We start from the raw sequence: 18,269 nt of genomic DNA, 5'->3' as shown, positions 1-18,269 counted from the left end.
CTGCTCAGTGCTGTGATCTTGGTTTTGTGGGGGTTGCAGCAGAGGCACTAACTCACGCGCATACAGCAATGCCCCCGGCTCGCAGCGACGCGAACCGGGGGCATTTTTAGACTGAAGTTAGAATTTTTGCCAAATATCTGCCAGCACATTGGTCTGCTCACGGTCCGGCCCAACTGAGAACGTCAACAGGTCGACGTTGGTCAGTTCAACGATGCGCTTCACATAATTGCGGGCGTTTTCGGGCAAGTCGGCCAGCGTCTTGGCGCCGGTGATGTCCTCGTCCCAGCCGGGCAGCTCCTCGTAAATCGGCTTGCAGGCCGCCAGCTCCTTGAGCGAGGCGGGGTAGCGCGTGATGGTCTCGCCGTTCAGATCGTAGGCCGTGCATATTTTAACCGTCTTGAGTCCGGTCAGCACATCAATCGAGTTCAGCGCGAGGTCCGTGACCCCAGCGACGCGGCGGGCGTGATTGACCACCACGGCGTCGAACCAGCCAATGCGGCGCGGACGGCCAGTGACGGTGCCGTACTCGTGGCCGGCCTCACGGATGAAGCTGCCGTCGTCATCGAACAGCTCACTCGGGAACGGGCCGTCGCCAACCCGCGAGGTGTAGGCTTTGGCCACGCCGACCACGCGATCGATTTTCGACGCGCCAACGCCGGAACCGGTGGTGACCCCACCGGCCGGATTGGATGAAGTGACGAACGGGTAGGTACCCTGGTCGACGTCGAGCATGGTGCCTTGCGCGCCTTCGAACAGCACGTTTTCGCCGTGGTCGATCGCGTCGTTAAGGACAACCGAGGTGTCGGTGACGTATTGTTTGATCTGCTGGCCGTAGCCGTAGTATTCCTCGAAAATGTCGTCAAAATTCATCGGTTCAGCGTCGTAAATCTTGGTGAACAGCAGGTTCTTTTCCTTGAGGTTGGCGAGCAGTTTTTCCTCAAAAGTTTCCCGGTCGAGCAGGTCGGCGATGCGAATGCCGACGCGGGCGGCCTTGTCCATGTATGCCGGGCCGATGCCGCGGTTGGTGGTCCCGATCTTGTCCGCACCCTTGGCCGCTTCCTGCAGCTTGTCCAGCGCGATATGGTACGGCAGGATGACCTGCGCGCGGTCGGACACGCGTAGGTTATCGCCGGCAACGCCTTGCTCGCGCAGGTGGGCGAGCTCTTCAACCAGGCTCTTCGGGTTGACGACCACGCCGTTGCCGATCACTGACAGCTGGTGTGAATGCAAAATGCCGCTGGGGATCAGCCGCAGCTTGTACACCTGACCGCCCTGGTGAATCGTGTGCCCGGCGTTGTCCCCGCCTTGATAGCGGCCGATGATTTTCGCGCCTTGGCTGAGGAAATCAGTAATTTTCCCCTTACCTTCGTCGCCCCACTGTGTGCCAACAACTACGACTGTTCCCATGACTGCTCGCTCCTTCGTTTCGATTGGTAAATGCCACTCATTGCCACTCAGTATGATAACAACATTGCGGCTGGCTTTCAAGCCTAAACCCGAATGTTAATTTTTTAAATTTAAAAAGAATACAAAAAATCCGAACAATTTGCGTCCGGATTTTTCAATATTCAAAAATAACCGAATTACCGTTCGTGATGCAGCCGCGCCTCCTGCAGGTAGGCATAGATGTGGCCGAACGCGATTTCCTGCACGTCATCAAACGCGACCAGCGCAGGCTCACTGTCACTCGGCAGTTGCATCTCGAAGTTGGCAGGGCCGACTGCCTCGGGCACGCCCATCAGGTGGTCATCATCGTCCTTCGTGCGCACGCGCACGACCCGCTCGAAGGCCGCCGCCTCCTGGATCAGACTCTGAAACAGGTCTGAGGAGCTGTCGAACTCGCGGTCGGCGTTCAGCACCGGCTGCTTTTCCAGGTGATTGGCCATCATCCAGTCGCTGTACGCCTGCACCGTTTGCAGGTAATCCGAGGCCAGCGTCACGCTTTGCAGACTGGTGAGCCGCAGCGCCACATAACCGCCGAACTGGCCGGCCATGTCCTTGAGCCGCAGCACGACCACGCTGTCGTTGATGGCCTTAACGGTGCCGACGTAAAACTGGTCGTCCCCGCCCTTCGGCATTGCCGCCAGCAGCGTGCCGGCGGCCTGCGCATCCGTGAACACGGACTTGAGCTGCCCGTCGTTCTGGATAATTTTAGTGACAACGTGGTGCAGCTCGTTGCGCTTTTGGACCAGCTGACTTTCCAGGTGCAGCTCAAGGCCCTGGAACTCGACCACCAGCACGTCGGCAAAATCGACCTGCATGTACCGCACATCCGTGTAATTGAACTTGTTGAACACGGACAGCGTCATGCGGCCTTCCGCCACGGCCGTGACCTGGCCTTCCAGGTACGCGTCATCATCGGCGAGGATCACCAGGATCACTTCGCCGGTGCGCTGCGCCTGCGCGGCCAGCTGATGCATCAGGCTTTTGCGCGGGTCAAAATGCAGCTCGGGGCTCGGCTCGGCCATGGTGAGAAAATGCTTCTCGGCCGCCACACGCATGCGAAACGACATGTCGACCAGGTCATCCCCGGCGAACTCGACCTGATCGATCGCGGTGAACGAAATCAGCACCGCCCCGTCGGCGATCCCCGCGTCGTTGTACGTCGAAAGGAGCACCCGCTGCTTGCCCAGCGATTGCACGTAACCAGTGTAAAAATCATCGGTGTCGCGCTGATAAACGTTGATCAAAAGCTGCTCGTTGAGGGCAGTCATGAGACTCATCAAAATTGCATCCATGGTGGGGACCTCCTTTCTAAGGCTGCGAAGCCGAGTGCACTTAGCCCGACAGCTAGCCTAGCTTAAGGCATTGCCAGCGCTTTTGGCTGGCGAGGCCTTGAGCGTAGCTAGATGCTCGGGCGTTGCTCGGCTGAGCGCAACTAAGTTCACACCCGTAGTCGCGCTCAGCGAGGAAACAAGGGGTTGTACGCATAGTCGCGCTTCGCACTGGCAACGCGGAAGTGGATAGCTACGCTCAGCACCTCGAAGCCAAATGCGGCTTCAATGCGCTGAGCTAGGCTATCCATCCCGCTAAGTGCGCCAGTGCTACGCAGCCTGCCTTTACTCTGACATTGGCGCAATTGAACTGAACTTATTGTATGACTTCACAAACAGCAACTTGACCGTGCCGCGCGCGCCCGACCGGTTCTTTTCGATGATGACTTCAATTGGGCCAACATCCGGCTCGTCGCCGTTGCCCTGGGCATTGTTGTTGCTGTTGTCGGCGTCATCGTCGTCGTCGCCGCCTTCACCATCGCGGTAGTAGTCCTCGCGGTACAAGAACGCGACAATGTCGGCATCCTGCTCAATCGACCCGGATTCACGAATATCGGACAGCACCGGCCGCTTGTCCTGGCGCTGCTCAACGCCACGCGACAGCTGCGACAGCGCGATGACCGGGCAGTGCAGCTCCTTGGCCAGCTTTTTCAGCTGACGAGAAATTGCCGAAACTTCCTGCTGCCGGTTTTCGCCGGTGCCTTCGATCAGCTGCAGGTAATCGATCACGACCAGGCCCAAGGGGTGAGCACCCTTTTCCTGATTGCCATTCTTGTCTGTGGTTTTCTTTTCCTTCATTTCCTTTTGGAGCTTGAGGCACTCGGAGCGAATCTGTGCCACGCGCATGCCCGGGGTGTCGTCGATAAAAATCGAGGCATTGCTCAGGCTGCCCATCGCCACGACCAAACTGTTCCAGTCGTCAGGGGTCAGCTGGCCCGTGCGCAGGTGCTGCGAGTTGATGTTGCCTTCCGCACACAGCATGCGGTTGACCAGGGACTCCGCCCCCATTTCCAGCGAAAACATCGCGACAGTCTTCGGCGTCTTGGTACCGACGTTTTGCGCAATATTCAGCGCGAACGCCGTTTTCCCGACGGCCGGGCGGGCGGCCAAAATAATCAGCTCGTCGTCGTGCAGGCCGGTCGTAATTTCGTCGAGGGCCTTGAAGCCAGTCGGCAGTCCCGTAATGGTCTGATCACCCTGCGCCAACTTGTCGATCTCGTTCATGGTCAGGTTCAGCACGTCTTTGATGGGGCGGAATCCGCCTTGCTGGTTGCCATCGTTGACCTTCATGATCGCCGATTCGGCGTTTTCCATCAGGGCCTGCACATCATGGGGATCGTCGTAGCTCTGCTGAATGATTTTCGTCGCGGCATCGATCAGCTGGCGCAACTGCGCCTTGTCCGCGATGATTTTGGCGTAATAGACCACATTATCCGGCGTTGGAACGGCGTCGGACAGCTCCATCAAATACGGCACGCCACCGACGTCATCGAGCTGGTTGTGGTCGTCCAGGTAATTCTTGACCGTGACCACGTCGATGCCCTCCTCGTTCAACGACAGGTCGGACATCGCGGCGAATACCAGCTGGTTTGCGCGCTTATAAAAAGCCTCCGGTACGAGGAACTCTTCGGCCGTCGCAAGCGAACTTGGGCTCAGAAAAATGCCCCCGAGAAGCGCTTTTTCGGCGTCTGTATCTTGCGGTGGCATGTTCCGGATCTGATTATCCATGCTCGAGGGCTCCTTTTCTTACATCGTGAGTTATCCTATATAGTTTAGTTTACAGCCTGAGTAAAGGCAACCAACACCACGGGCTTAAAAAGTCCATCATCTCGCCCCCAGACAATTGTCACATGTGAGGGCTGCTGGCCATTCTTTGTTGAATCTCTTCTTCCTGCGGTACTTTGTTCAACAGATATAGATTATAAGTGTGCGGAAAAGCTAGTGAATAAAGCCTTAGTAATTACCCAGCCTTCAGTTCATCTCTCAACCAGCAAAATTACATTTTCAGGGACGATGACGTTATCCGGATAAGGAGGCTATGGATAATTAGTCACTCATTCAAGATGTTCAATGGGACCGACGTGATTGTTGGCTAGTTGTGTGTATGAAAACGATTTATTTGTTAGAAAACATTATTGTAGTAAAATTACGAGGCCTAGTAAAAAGACTTTTTACTAAAAATATATGATACTCAGAGTTTTTTGATTTGACTAGTTTCCGGTAATCGCTTACAATCTCACATGGACTCGGACTTGTTTATTTGCGTCAAATTCTTATAAGGAAGGAGATAATAATTTAGTAATATTTTGACTGAGTATACTGCTCATAACATTGGGGTTCCGATGTCGGATTAGACATCTGACTATTTTATATGGAGGAAAGCGAGCATGAAGCAACATTGGATTAAGCACCTGCTCTACGCTTGTATAGGTCTGCCAATCCTTGCGCTTGGATTTGCGATGTATGCGAACACCACACAGTCTGTACAAGCCGATGCAAATAAGTTTGTGTCAGTTGGGGTCTCAAAAGATGGCCAAACTTACTACGTTGACTCAAAAAATGGAGATGATACAGCTGACGGCACAAGTCCAAAAACTGCCTGGAAAACGTTAAGTCGTGTCAACCAGCAAACTTTTAAGGCTGGTGACCACATCCTGCTGAACGCAGACAGCACCTGGAATAATGAATATCTATGGCCAAAGGGTGACGGTACCGAGCAGGCACCAATCGCAATCGATCTTTATCAAGTTGGCACGGATGGTAAAGCCGTCTATTCAGCCAACCAGCGACCAGTCATCAATGGTAATGGGACTTACAGCGTGGGCTCTTCGAAACGCGCCGTCTCAGGGACGATTCAGCTTCGTAATCAAGAGAATTGGGATATCTCCAATATCGAAGTCACGAACAGCCCTGACACTTCGGACAAAGAACTGTATAAAAAGCCAGGCGATGCTCAGCGTGCTGGCATCCTAGTTTATGGCGATACCCAAGACCACACGTTCAATAATATTCGGATTCGGAATAATTACGTTCACGATGTGCAAAGTGAATACTATCTGAATTATGGCGGTGATCGCACCACCCAACGCTCAAAAGCGGTAGGTGGGATCATTGTGTATGGTGCTTGGTTTAATCAGGACGGGGATGAAGTTATCCCAGCAAATGAGCATCGCTCATCAACTGGGTTCAACAACGTCTTGATTGAACATAACGCAGTTGTCCGAGTCGGCCTTGAGGGCATCCGCACAAAAGCCGATGCTGATACATCCCGGGGCAACAACTTCTTTAAGACTTTCACTAACATCAAGATCAAAAACAACTATCTGCAAGATATCGCAGGTGATGGCGTTGTTCTTTCCGAAGTCGCAGCCGGCGGACTCGTTGAAGGTAACGTCGTCAACCGCCCCTGCAACGCGGACTACGGGAAGCAAAACTATGCTGGCCTGTGGGCAATGTCAACGGACCACGCGATATTCCAATACAACGAAGTCTATGGCATTCGCTATGGCTATAACGACGCCGAAGCATTTGACATCGACATGGCCTGCGATGGTGTGATTTACCAGTACAACTACTCTCACGACAACGCCGGTGGCTTTATGCTGACAATGGGTGATCAGAAAAACTCGATCATCCGGTACAACATCTCCGCCAATGATGGCTTTGGTAACAGCGGGACGAGTGCCGATAACCCGGGCAAGTCCTCTGCGTACGAATATAGTGAACAGAGCCTGATGCATTACTGGCAGAAAACCGACAACAGCACAATGCCGCAGGTGTATAACAACACATTGTACGTTGGCGACGGGATTTCCACTTCGCTCTTTGGTGAGGGGAACAGTTCCAACAATTCCGGTGTCACCTCCCACTTCGAGAACAATATTCTCTACAAGGAGGGCTCAGGGAGCCTGAAGTTCCTGTCCAACTTCCCAGACAATGGCGACCCTGCAGTCGAAAACACCCTGGGTGCCAACGTTGACCAGTTCTTCAAACACAATGTGATTTTCCCAGAAAGCGTTGCGTCTGAACGCAGTGGGGCCACACCTGATGTCTTAAAAGCGGGCGGCAATGTACTTGCTGACCCATCCCTGGCCATCAGCAAAGACCCTGCTCTCCAGGCCGAGCTGAAAGCCCAGTCGGACACCGTCTTCGATCCCGCTAGCGATGATATCGCTGCGTTTACTGACACGGCGAAGTTGCGCGAGCGGACCGCAATGTTCAAGCCAGCGGATGATTCACCTGCAGTTGGCTTGGGGCTCACCAAGTCTGCAACCGAAGATTTCTTTGGCACCAGCCTTAAAAATAAGGTGCCCGATGCCGGCTTTAGTCAAATCTCAAATGTGACGAAGACGACCAAGTATCATGACGTCTCGCTTGAGATTACCTCCTTGACGGGCTTTTATCCAAAATTACCAACAGAGCTTAAGATTGACTACGACGAGCTTGTGAACGATCAAATCACCAGCTCAGGCCAGGCCACCAGCCCAGTTCAGTGGGACGTTATTCCAACTGAAGATGTCCTCAAGCCAGGCACCGTGACGGTCAAGGGCCATGCAACCAACCTCGAAAACAACGATTTCTCAATTACCGCAACAGTCACCTTTACTGGCGATCTCGGCACAGGAATCGGTAATGCACAGTACCCTGCATCGGAGGTCGCTTACGTTCAGAAGAGCATCGCCGATAAGGCATACTCCTCCGCCGCGGCAGGGGTTAGCACGATTCCAGAAAACGACGCCTACAAGTATCCCTTCGGCGTCAACTACACTGGCAATGCAAGTGTCAAATTGAAAAATGCGAAGTCTGACGGCTACAATCGGCGTATTTACGTCACCGTGCCAGCTGACAAACTGACTGATGGCGTTAAGCAAGCCTTACTGCGCCTGACCATCATGCGCTATGACTCATGGGTCAGCGCGGCTGGCGTGACCAATGCCGAGAAGCTCGCAAACACGCAATATCACATTCAGGCATATGCAGTCGACCCAACTTGGGAATCAACCAAGATCACCTGGAGCAATGCCCCTGACAATGACACCGATAAGACGCCAATTGCGACTCGGGACGTGACGAATAAAGAAGTGATTGCCAATCACAATCAGTTAGACATTGACGTTTCTAACTATTTCAGTCAGCTTTCGGCACAAGGCGCTTTACCTGACAAGGTTAGCTTCATGATTGCCATTACTGACAGTTCTTTGCCTAACTATGATCGCGATAATGCTGGCTTCGACGCATTCACGACCACCGGCGCCCTTCAAGCCTACAAAGACTACCAAGCAGGGACACTGACAGTCCCGGACGGGATTAAGATGTCTGAAACTGCCTTGGCCCCGCAACTGGTCGTCAACAACGTCTATGAGCAAGGGTATGCACCAATTAACATCTCGACCCAGGCAGGTGAAGCGCCTGAGTTACCAGCAACGGTTACTGTGAACTATTCCGATAAAACGACGAAGGAAGTGCCAGTATCGTGGCCTGAAATCACCCCAGACCAATATGCCGAAGCAGGCACATTCGACCTGGTTGGTCAGGCTGATGGGGTGGCTTTACCAATTGTGGCTCATATCACGGTAAAAGCCCCGCGGACGGTTGTTTCGTTCGAGGCACTCGCACCAATTGACCGCTTCGTCGGTAAATCTCGGAATGACTTAGACTTGCCATCCACCGTTAAAGCAAACATTAGTGATGGCACCCAAGTTGAGTACAAGATTCTCAGCTGGGATGATGATCCTAGCAACTACACTGAAAGCTCACCTGCCGGGACATATCATTTTCCGGCGAGTGTCGCCGACATCCCAGGTATCACCATTCCTGACGGCCAAAAGCCTTCACAAACGGTGAATACTCACGTTGTTCCGGAAACCCTACAATTTACCGAGTCAGTGGTTTCTCTCAAGCCTGGCGAGACCTACCAGACTGTTCTCCAAGCCTTTGATAAGAATGGAACCGAAATCACAGATTCTTGGAGTAAAGCTGCCACATACAGTGCTGCGACCAAGGACCCGGCCGCAGAGGTACCAGTGTCTATCGACAAAGATGGCTTAGTCACTGTCTCCGACACTGCGGCGTCACAATCCTATGAGATCACTGCGACAAGTTCTCAGATTAAGGATCTGACTGCCACATTGACAGTGAAGGTAGATTCATCTGTAGATAAAACAGCACTGAACAAACTGATTCTCCAGGCAAATGGCTTGAAGGCTAAAGACTACACCGTTGAGTCTTGGGCCAACTTTGTTGACGCGCTCACTGCTGCTAACAAAGTCGCGGCCGATTCCGAGGCGACTCAAACCTCTGTAGACGCTGCCACTAAGACGCTCGATGATGCAATCAAGGCTTTGGTTAAAGCTCCAGTAACGCCAAATGTCGACAAGACCAAGCTCAACAAACTGATTCTTCAGGCAAATGGCTTGAAGGCTAAAGACTACACCGTTGAGTCCTGGGCCAAGTTTGTTGACGCGCTCACTGCTGCTAACAAAGTCGCGGCCGATCCTGAGGCGACTCAAACCTCTGTCGACGCTGCCACTAAGACGCTCGATGACGCAATCAAGGCTTTGGTTAAAGCTCCAGTAACGCCAAATGTCGACAAGACCAAGCTCAACAAACTGATTCTCCAGGCAAATGGCTTGAAGGCTAAAGACTACACCGTTGAGTCCTGGGCCAAGTTTGTTGACGCGCTCACTGCTGCCAACAAGGTGGCGGCCGATCCTGAGGCGACTCAAACCTCTGTCGACACTGCCACTAAGACGCTCGATGATGCAATCAAGGCTTTGGTCAAAGCTCCAGTAACGTCAAATGTTGACAAGACCAAGCTCAACAAACTCATCATCCACGCGAACGGTTTAGAGGCAAAAGACTACACCGTTGAATCCTGGACTCACTTTATTGACGCCTTAATTGCAGCCAACAAGGTTGCTGCTGATTCTGGGGCAACTCAGACCACCGTTGACGCTGCAACTAAGACGCTTGGCAATGCAATTGAGTCTTTGGTTAAAACCACAGTGACACCGAACGTTGACAAGACCAAGCTCAACAAACTGATTGTCCTCGCAAATGGCTTGAAGGCAAAAGACTACACCGTTGAGTCCTGGGCCAAGTTTGTTGACGCGCTCACTGCCGCTAACAAAGTTGCCGCTGATTCCAAAGCGACTCAGGTCACCGTTGACGCGGCCGCCAAGACCCTTGATGATGCAATCAAGGCTTTAGTCAAAGCCCCAGTAACGCCAGCCGTTGACAAGACGGCACTCAACAACCTGATTGCCCAATCCAATGGTTTGAAGGCCGAAGACTACACCGCTGAATCATGGGCTAAGTTTATTGACGCGCTGAACGCCGCTAATAAGGTGGCCGCTGATCCTGAGGCGACTCAAGAGACTGTGGACACCGTTGCCAATTTCCTAAAGGCAACGCTTGATAGTCTCGTGCCAAACTCTCAAACACCACAGGGCGAGACTGAACTGCCAACAGAAAATGGCTCGAATACCTCCCCAAAGGATCAATCTGGCCATGAAACTGGCAGCACACAGAACAAACTGCCTGAGACTGGTGAAGACCAAGCACTACTGACTAGTCTAAGTGGGCTTCTGATGTTAGGCGCACTGCTCGAGCTCGGCGCGATTGGAAAGAAATTTAATCGTCAATAAGCTCCAACAATGATTTAAGTAACACCCCCTCTTAATTCAGAGTCCCCTTGCGAAGTCTAATCGCTTCGCAAGGTGGACTCTGTTTTATTCTACCCATCGCAGAGCCGGATAAACCGCAACATAATACTCCAGGACCGTTTCAGGCCACCTGAATTAAATCGTCGCCAGAGCCATCAACTGATAGATTTCGATATCCGGCTTGCAGTCATCGTTCCCGACAAGAACCGTAAAAAAATAGCCGCCCGGCGATAGCCGAACGACTGAGCGTAAAAACAAAGTCTTAAGGTGACCACCGGTACCAACGGCGGGTGACCCAGGGGCGTCGTGTTCGCGCACGGCGCCTTTTGTGTCTTCATTATAGCATGGTGAACAACTTGCCCGCCGCTACTTCTGCGCGGTGATGTGGACACGGATCCTGGCGTCGACGCCTGGGTACAGGTGAACGGTCACGTTGCGGAAACCAAGGGCGCGAATCGGCTCCGGCAGGTCCATCTTGCGCTTGTCGACCTTAATCTGGTACTGCTTTTCCAGGGCCTGCGCGATCTGCTTGCTCGGGATCGAGCCAAACAGGCGGGAGTCCTCGCCGGCCTTGCTTTGAATCTGCACGACCGTCTTGTCGTCTTCGAGCTTAGTTTTGACGGCTTCGGCCTCGGCGCGGTGCTCGGCGGCCTTTTTCTCTTCAAGCTTCTGCTGACCGCGCAAGGCACTCATCGCCTGCGGAGTGGCCGGCTTGGCCTTGCCGTTTTTGATCAGGAAATTCTGCGCGTAACCATCCGGGACCTCTTTGACCTCGCCACGGTTACCTTTGCCTCGTACGTCCTGCGTAAAAATCACTTTCATCAGATGGCCTCCCTAGTTTTCTTCCTTTTCCGTCTTGATGGCGTCCTTGAGCATCGCCGTCGCTTGCACGATGGTTTTACCTTCAAGCTGCGTCGCCGCGTTGTTTAGGTGACCGCCGCCGCCAAGTTTTTCCATGATCAGCTGCACGTTGATGTTGCCAAGACTGCGCGCAGAGATGCCGATGGTTGAATCAGACCGCCGCGTGATCACGAAGCTGGCCTCGATGCCGTTAAGCGACAGCAGCGTGTCCGCCGCCTGGGCCGCGATGACCGGATCATACGTCTGAGTCTCTTCACCCGTACATAATGCCATAGTTGGCGCGATCATTTCAATCGTGTCGATCAGGTGGTTCTTTTGAATGTACGAGTCGACGTTCTCCTTCAAAAAGGCCTGCGTCATCTGCGGATCAGCGCCCAGGCTGCGCAGATACGACGCGGCGTCGAACGTCCGCGTGCCGGTGCGCATCGCGAAGTTATGGGTGTCGACCGTGATGCCGGCCAGCATTGCCGTCGCCTCGAGCTTGGACAGGGTCGCCACGCCCTTCGGCTGGTACTCGAACATTTCGGTGATCAGCTCACACGTTGAGCTGGCGTAAGGCTCGATGTAAACCAGCATCGGGTCTTCGGGGAACTCCTCGCCGCGGCGGTGATGGTCGATGATGACCGTGCGCGTCGCCAGGCGATCGAACAGGGCCGGTGCCGCCGTGATCGACCGCTTCGAGTGGTCGACCAAAATCAAAAGCGACTTATCGGTGGCCTCAGTCAGCGCCGCTTCCGGCGTGACGATGGCGTTGCCGATATCCGGGTCCTTGCCCACCGCACCCATCAGGCGCTCGACGTCAGAGTGCAGGTGCTCGGGATTGATCACCACGTAGCACTCCTTGCCGTTCATCTGGGCAATGCGGCGAATGCCAAGGCTGGCGCCGATCGCATCCATGTCAGGCCGATCGTGCCCGACGACAAAAATCTTGTCCGTCTGCTTGAACAGCTCCTGCAGCGCCTGCGAGATCATTCGTGCCCGCACCCGAGTACGCTTTTCCATCGGGTTCGTCTTGCCGCCGTAAAAACGGGCCTGGGCGTTTTTCGCGCGGACCACGACCTGATCGCCGCCGCGTCCAAGCGCAAGGTCCAGGTTCGACTGCGAGGTGATGGCCAGCTGCGCCAGGTCCGAGTCGCCGTACGCGATCCCGACCGAGAGCGTCAGCGGGTAGTTCTGCTTCGACGTTTCGGTGCGGATCGTGTCGAGAATCTTGAACTTGTCGGCCTCAACGGCTTCCAGCGACCGCATGTAGGCAATCATCAGGAAGCGGTCGTTGGCCACGCGCTTGACGAACATGCCGAACTTGTTGGCCCAGTCGCTCATCTGGTTCGTGACGTATGAGTTGAGGTTCGTCGTGGCCTGGTCGTCCATGGTTTGGGTGACCTCATCGTAGTTATCCAGGAACACCTGGCCGATGGCGATGCGCTCGCCCTTCGCCTTTTCCTCGATCTGAGCGTAATGCGTGATGTCCATCAGGTACGCGACGCCGATCGGCTTTTGCACCGTCAGGTTGAAGTCGTGGCCGCCCCAGTGGACCTCGGACAGCTCTGTGTCGTCTTGGTGCGCGGTGATGACATCCGCCAGCTCGCCGTCGATGTCCTTCAGCGGCCGGCCCAGAATGTCCTCATCCTTGAAGTACTGCAGCAGGTACGGGTTCGCCCACTCGACGTTCATCTTCTGGTCAAAAATCAGGATCCCGACTGGCATCTTGATCAAAGCTTCCTGCTCGCCGCGCTTGATGCGGTAGGACAGGTCAGAGATGTATTTATTGGTCGACACCGTGATGCGTTCCAGGGTGAAGAACGTGGCCACGACCAGGCCGAGCAGGAACAGGAACAAAAGCAGACCCAGCCAGGGTTTAATGAAGACCGCGATCACCACGTCGACCACGGCCAGGCCGGTCATGATCAGCGCCAGATAACGCAGCCGCACGTCTTCTAAAAAAGACGGCAGCGTAATTTTTTCAAGTAATTTTTTCATAGTCCTCGCTAACTCGCTTTCGCAGTGCTGCTAATCGCTTTAATGTGCCCTTACAGTTTAACATATTATTAAGGAAAGGCTGCGAAGCCGAGCGTACTTAGTCCGATGGCTAGCCTAGCTCAAGGCATTGGCGCCGTTCTTTGGCGCCGAGGGCTTGAGCGTAGCTGGACACTCGGACGTTGCTCGGCTGAGCGCGACTAAGGCTGCGAAGGGTTCGCGCACTTAGGGGGACAGCCAGCCTAGCTCAGCGCATTGCCGCTGGACTTTGGCGACGAGGTGCTGAGCGTAGCTGGATGCTCCCCCGTTGCGAACCCTGAGCGCGACTAAGGCTGCGAGGTGGGGCGCACTTAGCCCGACGATTAGCCTAGCCTGGCGGATTGCCGCCGAACTTTAGCGGCGAGGCGCCAGGCGTTGATCAGCCTGTCTCGCAGCGCGAGCTACAGGCTGACATGCGTAGCTGCTAATCGCTCGGGGGTTGCCCCACCAAGCGCGACTACGGCTGCGAGACAGGGCGCACTTAGCCCCACCACGAAAAAAGGCCGGCCCATCAGCCGCCCCCTTCACTGCTTAACTTCCTTGTACCCATCTTGTTCCAGCGTATGCGAGACATTATCCAGGCTGATGTAATCGACCTTGCCAGGATTCGGCTGGCCGTCCGCCTGCGCCAGCCGCTTCATATTGGCTCGCGAAAGGTCGACCGTGACCACCTCCCGGGCCGTCGTACCGGCAAACGTCGCATTGGCGGTCACGCCGCGCAGCTTGTCGTGAGCCTTGACATCGGCCCTCACTACTCGCCGCCAGCGCTCAGCCTCTTTTTTAGCCGCGCTTTTGCCCACAATTTTGACGAAATCGAGGTCCAGCGTGGTGATTTGCTTGTCGACGCGGTCAGAGCGGCCCCGCGTGTAAAAAACCTTCGTCGTGGTCTCACCGCCGCTGCTTTTCTCAAACACGGTCTTTTTCAAGGCCTGGCTGCAGCCTGCCAAAAGCAACACTAAAGCCAAGACGCCGAACCACCGCGTCAGTTTTGCGAAAAATGGCTGGCTAGCGGCTGGTCTCTTCATAAAGGTACCCTGCTTCGCGCAGGGACGCCTGGATCGCCGTCAGCTGGGCGGGCGTCTCGTAGGCGATCGTGTGCAAGTGAATGCCGTCGGTCAGCTCCGAGAGCATTTTCCCCTTGTTCTTCCGCATGCGGCCGAGAAACAGGTTGATTTCGGCGTGCGTGCGAATCTGCAGCTCACCGCGCAGCTGGCCGTAGAGCGGATGGTCGACGATGACGTCAAGGATCGCCCCACCGTTATCGACAATGCGGTTCATCTCGTCGCCGGCCTGCGCCGGGGTGTGGCGGCACACAATAATGGCCTCATGCGCGGCGTCCTCGACGTACATGTACCCGCGCGGCGTGGCGACCAGTTCCTCACCATGGGCGCGCATCAAGGCGATGTCGCCCACAATGGTCTGCCGTGACACGCCAAAACTTTCCGCAAAAGTGGTCGCGGTGATCGGCTTTTTTGCCGTGCTCAGCTGCATCTGAATCTGAGCTTGCCGTTCTGCACTATTCATAATGGTCAACTCCTCTTGTGATAACTTTAACGCAAAGTGCGACAAGGCAACAGTCTTAACACACACTTAACCACCCGTACGCCTAGCACCATGCTATCGTAATGGTGAAGCAAGAACTGGGGAGGGAGCGGAAAATGTTCAAAAAACTGTTAGTGGCCTTGTCCGCTCTGCTGGTTGTGGGTGGCATCGGGTTTGGCGTCGCCTTATGGCCGGATTTCGTGGCCCGCAGCACGACTTTGAACACACTGAACGCCAAGCAGTGCGACCTGAATCGCTACACGGATCCAGAAACCGCGCAGGCGCTGCAGTCAGACCACTACCGCGTCGTGCTCCAATCCGACGACCAGGGCTGGGCCGGTACCGCCGCCTACGCCATGCAAATCAACGGCGTGTCCTACTGGGTCGAACTTAGCCGCCGCGGCAAAATTTTCCCCAAGGAAAAGCTCCTGCGGATCAGCACGTTCCAGCCTGATGGCACAAATTGAGCAATCGGCTTCGCGCGTAAATGCTAAACTGAAGACGACCATCAACGGGAGGATTCAGCAATGGCAGAAACCAAGGGACACTTAATTGAACTGGAAGGCACAATCAACCTGCGCGACATGGGCGGCTACCACACCAAGGACGGCCGCACCATTCGCCGCCACCGCCTGTACCGCTCCGGCCTAATCACCTTCATGCCGGAAAAAGTGCAGCAGCACATGCTGGAAGTCGGGCTCAACCAGGACCTCGACCTGCGCCAGGCGGACAACTCGGACAACGCGCCGGACGTCAAGCTGCCTGGTGTGACCTATTACAACCTGTCACTGTACCCCTTCGCCGACCATCCCCACTTTCAAGAGGAATTTCGCGGCGCGGATACCGCCAAAAAGTTTGAGCTGGCGCGCCTGTCCTACCAATACATGGCGACCGACCCGCGCACGGCGAAAATGCTTCGGCGGGTGATCCAGTTGCTGGTGGCGGATGAAACCGGCGCGACGCTGTTTCACTGTTTTGCCGGCAAGGACCGCACCGGCGTCGTCGCGATGCTGATCGAGGGCTTGCTCGGCGTGCCCGAAAAAGTGGCCCACCAGGATTACATTGTCACCAACGATATCCTGCTGGACCGCTTCAAAGACGAGCAATCCGCCGCCGACCTGCCAATGGCCGACGCGATGGTTACCGGAATGAACATCCAGCCCGCCGATGACAGCTACTTCGAAACCGTGCAGCACGTCGTCAAGAAGTACGGCGGTTGGGAAGAATACGCCAAGCGGCATCTGGCGCTGGCCGAGAGCGATATTGCCGATCTGCGGCGGTTATATCTGGAGTGATGGCAGCCTGATTCTAGGCTGTTTTTTGTTGCAGGCGGACAAAAAATCGGCCATCTCTGACCGACTTCGTGTTGCTATTGCTCTTTAAATCCTGCTGCCTTCAGCGTGCTGACCGAATCCTTCAAGCTGACGGTGTTCTTGGTGCCTTCGCCCAAGCCCTGCGCGTCCTTGAGCTTTTGCATGTCAACTTTGGTGTAGTCAATCGTGATGTTTTGGGTGACTGTGTTGCCTTTGCGCGTCACCTTGGTTGTCACGCCCTTGAGGCCCTTGTAACTGTTGACCGACTTTTTCAGTGAATTGTAGGCGGAGTCTAGATCCTTCTTCTTTTTGGAGTCGATCAGCTTGGTCAAATCGTTCTCGCTGGTCAGGCTTTGCTGCTGGACCTTATCTGAATTGCGCTTCGTGTAGTAAACCATCGTCGTCTTGGCGCCGGCGACCTGGGTGTTGACGAGCGTCGTCTTGTGCATGAACAGCGTGCAGCCGGCCAGCACGGTAATGCTGAGGACAGCGGCCGCCGCAACGAGTGCCTTAAGGATTTTCTTCATGAATGTGCTCCTTTAATGAACCAGATTGCCCGACAGATTCCTGCCGGCGAATTAGGTTTTATCATAATAGTTTAACCTAGTGAGTGCAACCGGCCCGCCGGAATCTACGCTGATGAAAATTTAATGGAAGCGCTTCACTTTTCGAAAAACTTGTGAAATAATGAACAGTGTGCCAAATGAAAACTCAAGGGAGTGTGTAATTTGAAGATCAAAGCAGCTGTTGTAGAGAAGCAAAACGCGGATTTCGAGATCAAAGATGACGTCGAACTGGCTGAAATGGGTCCGGACGACATCCAGGTCCACATGGTTGCCAGCGGCATCTGTCACTCGGACGAAGCCCTGCGCATTGGCGACGCCGTCATCGACTACCCGATCGTCCTCGGCCACGAAGGTTCCGGCATCGTCGAGAAGGTCGGCCCGGAAGTCACCCAGTTCAAGCCGGGCGACCATGTCGTGCTGAGTTTTTACGCCTGCGGGAACTGCAAGTCCTGCCTGAAGGGCATCCCAACGCAGTGCGAGAACTACGCGCACAATAACCTGTCGGGCATTCGGCCGGATGGCTCCAGCCACTTCACCGAAAATGGCCACCACGTCGCTGACATGTTCGACCAGTCCTCGTTTACCACGACTACTGTGGTGCGTGAGCGCAACGCCGTTAAGGTCGACAAAGATCTCGACCTGCGCACCCTCGGCCCCCTGGGTTGCGGCTACGTAACCGGCTCTGGCACCGTGCTGAACACCCTGAAGCCAAAACCTGGCGACACGATCGCCGTCTTCGGCACCGGCGCCGTGGGTCTGGCTGCCATGATGGCCGGCCGCATTTCCGGCTGCGTCAAGGTCATCGGCATCGACATCGTGGACTCCCGCTTGGCGCTCGCCAAGGAGCTCGGTGCCACCGACGTTATCAACTCCAAGGACGTTGACGTGGTCAAGGCCGTGCAGGACCTGACCGGCGGCCGCGGCGTTGACTGGGCCGTTGACACGACTGGCGTCACCGCCGTCATGGAAAGCTCCATCAAAGTCCTGGCGCAAGGCGGCACCACGGCAACCATCGCCGTGACCCCGCACCACATCGATGTCGACACCTGGAACGACCTGTGCGTGGACGACAAGAAGATCGTCGGCGTCAACATGGGCGACTCGATCCCGCAAATCGACATTCCGCGCCTGATTGACTTCTACAAGATGGGCATGTTCGACTTCCCGAAGACCGAGAAGTTCTACAAGTTCGACCAGATCAACGAAGCCAACGCCGATTCCCGCTCCGGCAAGACCATCAAGCCTGTGCTCGTCATTGACGAAGACTACAAGCCCGGCGAATAACCCACGTACTTAGGAACGAGCAGAGCCCCACCATTGCATAAGGAAGCCTGTGCAATGGTGGGGCTCTGCTTACTTTACGACCGTATTTACGTGAGCGGCTTTACACTGACAACGCCACTTTCTATCAGGCCGTGTGAACCGGAAATACATCCTGTCAATATAAGACAGAAGAGTCAGCCAAATAGACGAACAGTGACAAAGGTTATTCAGGACGAACTTATATTTTTTCCTTCTTAATCGTCACCCAAT

At 54.8% G+C, this 18,269-nt stretch carries 12 protein-coding genes; 4 read left to right on the top strand and 8 right to left on the bottom strand.

Translation table 11 applies throughout. From position 1 onward, the window contains the following. Positions 1–117 precede the first annotated feature (117 nt). The 3 genes from EKM86_RS02465 to dnaB all read right to left on the bottom strand — a co-directional run bounded on the left by EKM86_RS02465 (position 118) and on the right by dnaB (position 4,502). On the bottom strand, positions 118–1,407 hold the full coding sequence (locus EKM86_RS02465; protein WP_125754934.1) for an adenylosuccinate synthase: 1,290 nt from the start codon (positions 1,405–1,407) through the stop codon (positions 118–120). A 176-nt stretch (positions 1,408–1,583) separates the two neighbouring features. Further along, positions 1,584–2,738: a hypothetical protein gene (locus EKM86_RS02460; RefSeq protein WP_125754933.1), complete on the bottom strand. Its 1,155-nt coding sequence runs from the start codon at positions 2,736–2,738 to the stop codon at positions 1,584–1,586. 321 nt (positions 2,739–3,059) lie between these two features. Next, a complete protein-coding gene (gene dnaB, locus EKM86_RS02455) occupies positions 3,060–4,502 on the bottom strand; it encodes a replicative DNA helicase (RefSeq protein WP_125754932.1) in 1,443 nt (480 codons plus the stop codon). 659 nt (positions 4,503–5,161) lie between these two features. On the opposite strand from dnaB, the gene EKM86_RS02450 reads away from it, so the two are divergent. Next, positions 5,162–10,420, top strand: a complete 5,259-nt coding sequence (locus EKM86_RS02450; protein ID WP_164506138.1) for an Ig-like domain-containing protein — start codon at positions 5,162–5,164, stop codon at positions 10,418–10,420. Positions 10,421–10,804: 384 nt separating this feature from the next. Here the strand turns inward: EKM86_RS02450 and rplI are convergent, their stop codons facing one another. From rplI to EKM86_RS02430, 4 genes are all read right to left on the bottom strand, one after another. Further along, positions 10,805–11,260 (bottom strand): 50S ribosomal protein L9, encoded by a 456-nt coding sequence (gene rplI, locus EKM86_RS02445; protein WP_125754931.1) that lies wholly within the window; start codon positions 11,258–11,260, stop codon positions 10,805–10,807. Positions 11,261–11,272: 12 nt separating this feature from the next. After that, positions 11,273–13,279 carry a DHH family phosphoesterase gene (locus EKM86_RS02440; RefSeq protein ID WP_125754930.1) on the bottom strand — a complete coding sequence of 669 codons (2,007 nt, stop codon included), beginning with the start codon at positions 13,277–13,279 and terminating at the stop codon, positions 11,273–11,275. A gap of 560 nt (positions 13,280–13,839) precedes the next feature. Continuing rightward, entirely contained in the window at positions 13,840–14,340 is a 501-nt protein-coding gene (locus tag EKM86_RS02435; protein WP_125754929.1) for a DUF1307 domain-containing protein, read from the bottom strand. Continuing rightward, on the bottom strand, positions 14,321–14,839 hold the full coding sequence (locus EKM86_RS02430) for a transcription repressor NadR (RefSeq protein ID WP_125754928.1): 519 nt from the start codon (positions 14,837–14,839) through the stop codon (positions 14,321–14,323). Before EKM86_RS02430 ends, EKM86_RS02435 begins: the two co-directional genes overlap by 20 nt. Positions 14,840–14,973: 134 nt before the next feature. Between EKM86_RS02430 and EKM86_RS02425 the strand changes: the two genes are divergently transcribed. Beyond that, on the top strand, positions 14,974–15,324 hold the full coding sequence (locus EKM86_RS02425) for a hypothetical protein (RefSeq protein WP_125754927.1): 351 nt from the start codon (positions 14,974–14,976) through the stop codon (positions 15,322–15,324). Between the two features lie 60 nt (positions 15,325–15,384). Continuing rightward, complete coding sequence (locus tag EKM86_RS02420; RefSeq protein WP_125754926.1) at positions 15,385–16,152, top strand: tyrosine-protein phosphatase; 768 nt, start codon at positions 15,385–15,387, stop codon at positions 16,150–16,152. Positions 16,153–16,226: 74 nt separating this feature from the next. Here EKM86_RS02420 and EKM86_RS02415 read toward each other — a convergent pair whose 3' ends face one another. Continuing rightward, the gene (locus tag EKM86_RS02415; RefSeq protein WP_125754925.1) at positions 16,227–16,697 is read right to left on the bottom strand and encodes a DUF1307 domain-containing protein; all 471 of its coding nucleotides are present in this window, start codon (positions 16,695–16,697) and stop codon (positions 16,227–16,229) included. A gap of 201 nt (positions 16,698–16,898) precedes the next feature. On the opposite strand from EKM86_RS02415, the gene EKM86_RS02410 reads away from it, so the two are divergent. After that, positions 16,899–18,020, top strand: coding sequence for an NAD(P)-dependent alcohol dehydrogenase (locus tag EKM86_RS02410; protein ID WP_125754924.1), 1,122 nt, complete (start codon positions 16,899–16,901; stop codon positions 18,018–18,020). Positions 18,021–18,269: the final 249 nt, after the last annotated feature.

It is taken from the genome of Lacticaseibacillus hegangensis, from assembly GCF_003946465.1.
Lineage (GTDB): Bacteria > Bacillota > Bacilli > Lactobacillales > Lactobacillaceae > Lacticaseibacillus > Lacticaseibacillus hegangensis.
Note: the sequence above shows the minus strand (reverse complement) of the source record. Positions and strands in the feature narration are given on the sequence as shown.

Excerpts from the sequence above, each read along its gene's own strand:
- EKM86_RS02465 (WP_125754934.1), bottom strand. The coding sequence starts at position 1,407 with ATGGGAACAGTCGTAGTTGTTGGCACACAGTGGGGCGACGAAGGTAAG.
- EKM86_RS02460 (WP_125754933.1), bottom strand. The coding sequence starts at position 2,738 with ATGGATGCAATTTTGATGAGTCTCATGACTGCCCTCAACGAGCAGCTT.
- dnaB (WP_125754932.1), bottom strand. The coding sequence starts at position 4,502 with ATGGATAATCAGATCCGGAACATGCCACCGCAAGATACAGACGCCGAA.
- EKM86_RS02450 (WP_164506138.1), top strand. The coding sequence starts at position 5,162 with ATGAAGCAACATTGGATTAAGCACCTGCTCTACGCTTGTATAGGTCTG.
- rplI (WP_125754931.1), bottom strand. The coding sequence starts at position 11,260 with ATGAAAGTGATTTTTACGCAGGACGTACGAGGCAAAGGTAACCGTGGC.
- EKM86_RS02440 (WP_125754930.1), bottom strand. The coding sequence starts at position 13,279 with ATGAAAAAATTACTTGAAAAAATTACGCTGCCGTCTTTTTTAGAAGAC.
- EKM86_RS02435 (WP_125754929.1), bottom strand. The coding sequence starts at position 14,340 with ATGAAGAGACCAGCCGCTAGCCAGCCATTTTTCGCAAAACTGACGCGG.
- EKM86_RS02430 (WP_125754928.1), bottom strand. The coding sequence starts at position 14,839 with ATGAATAGTGCAGAACGGCAAGCTCAGATTCAGATGCAGCTGAGCACG.
- EKM86_RS02425 (WP_125754927.1), top strand. The coding sequence starts at position 14,974 with ATGTTCAAAAAACTGTTAGTGGCCTTGTCCGCTCTGCTGGTTGTGGGT.
- EKM86_RS02420 (WP_125754926.1), top strand. The coding sequence starts at position 15,385 with ATGGCAGAAACCAAGGGACACTTAATTGAACTGGAAGGCACAATCAAC.
- EKM86_RS02415 (WP_125754925.1), bottom strand. The coding sequence starts at position 16,697 with ATGAAGAAAATCCTTAAGGCACTCGTTGCGGCGGCCGCTGTCCTCAGC.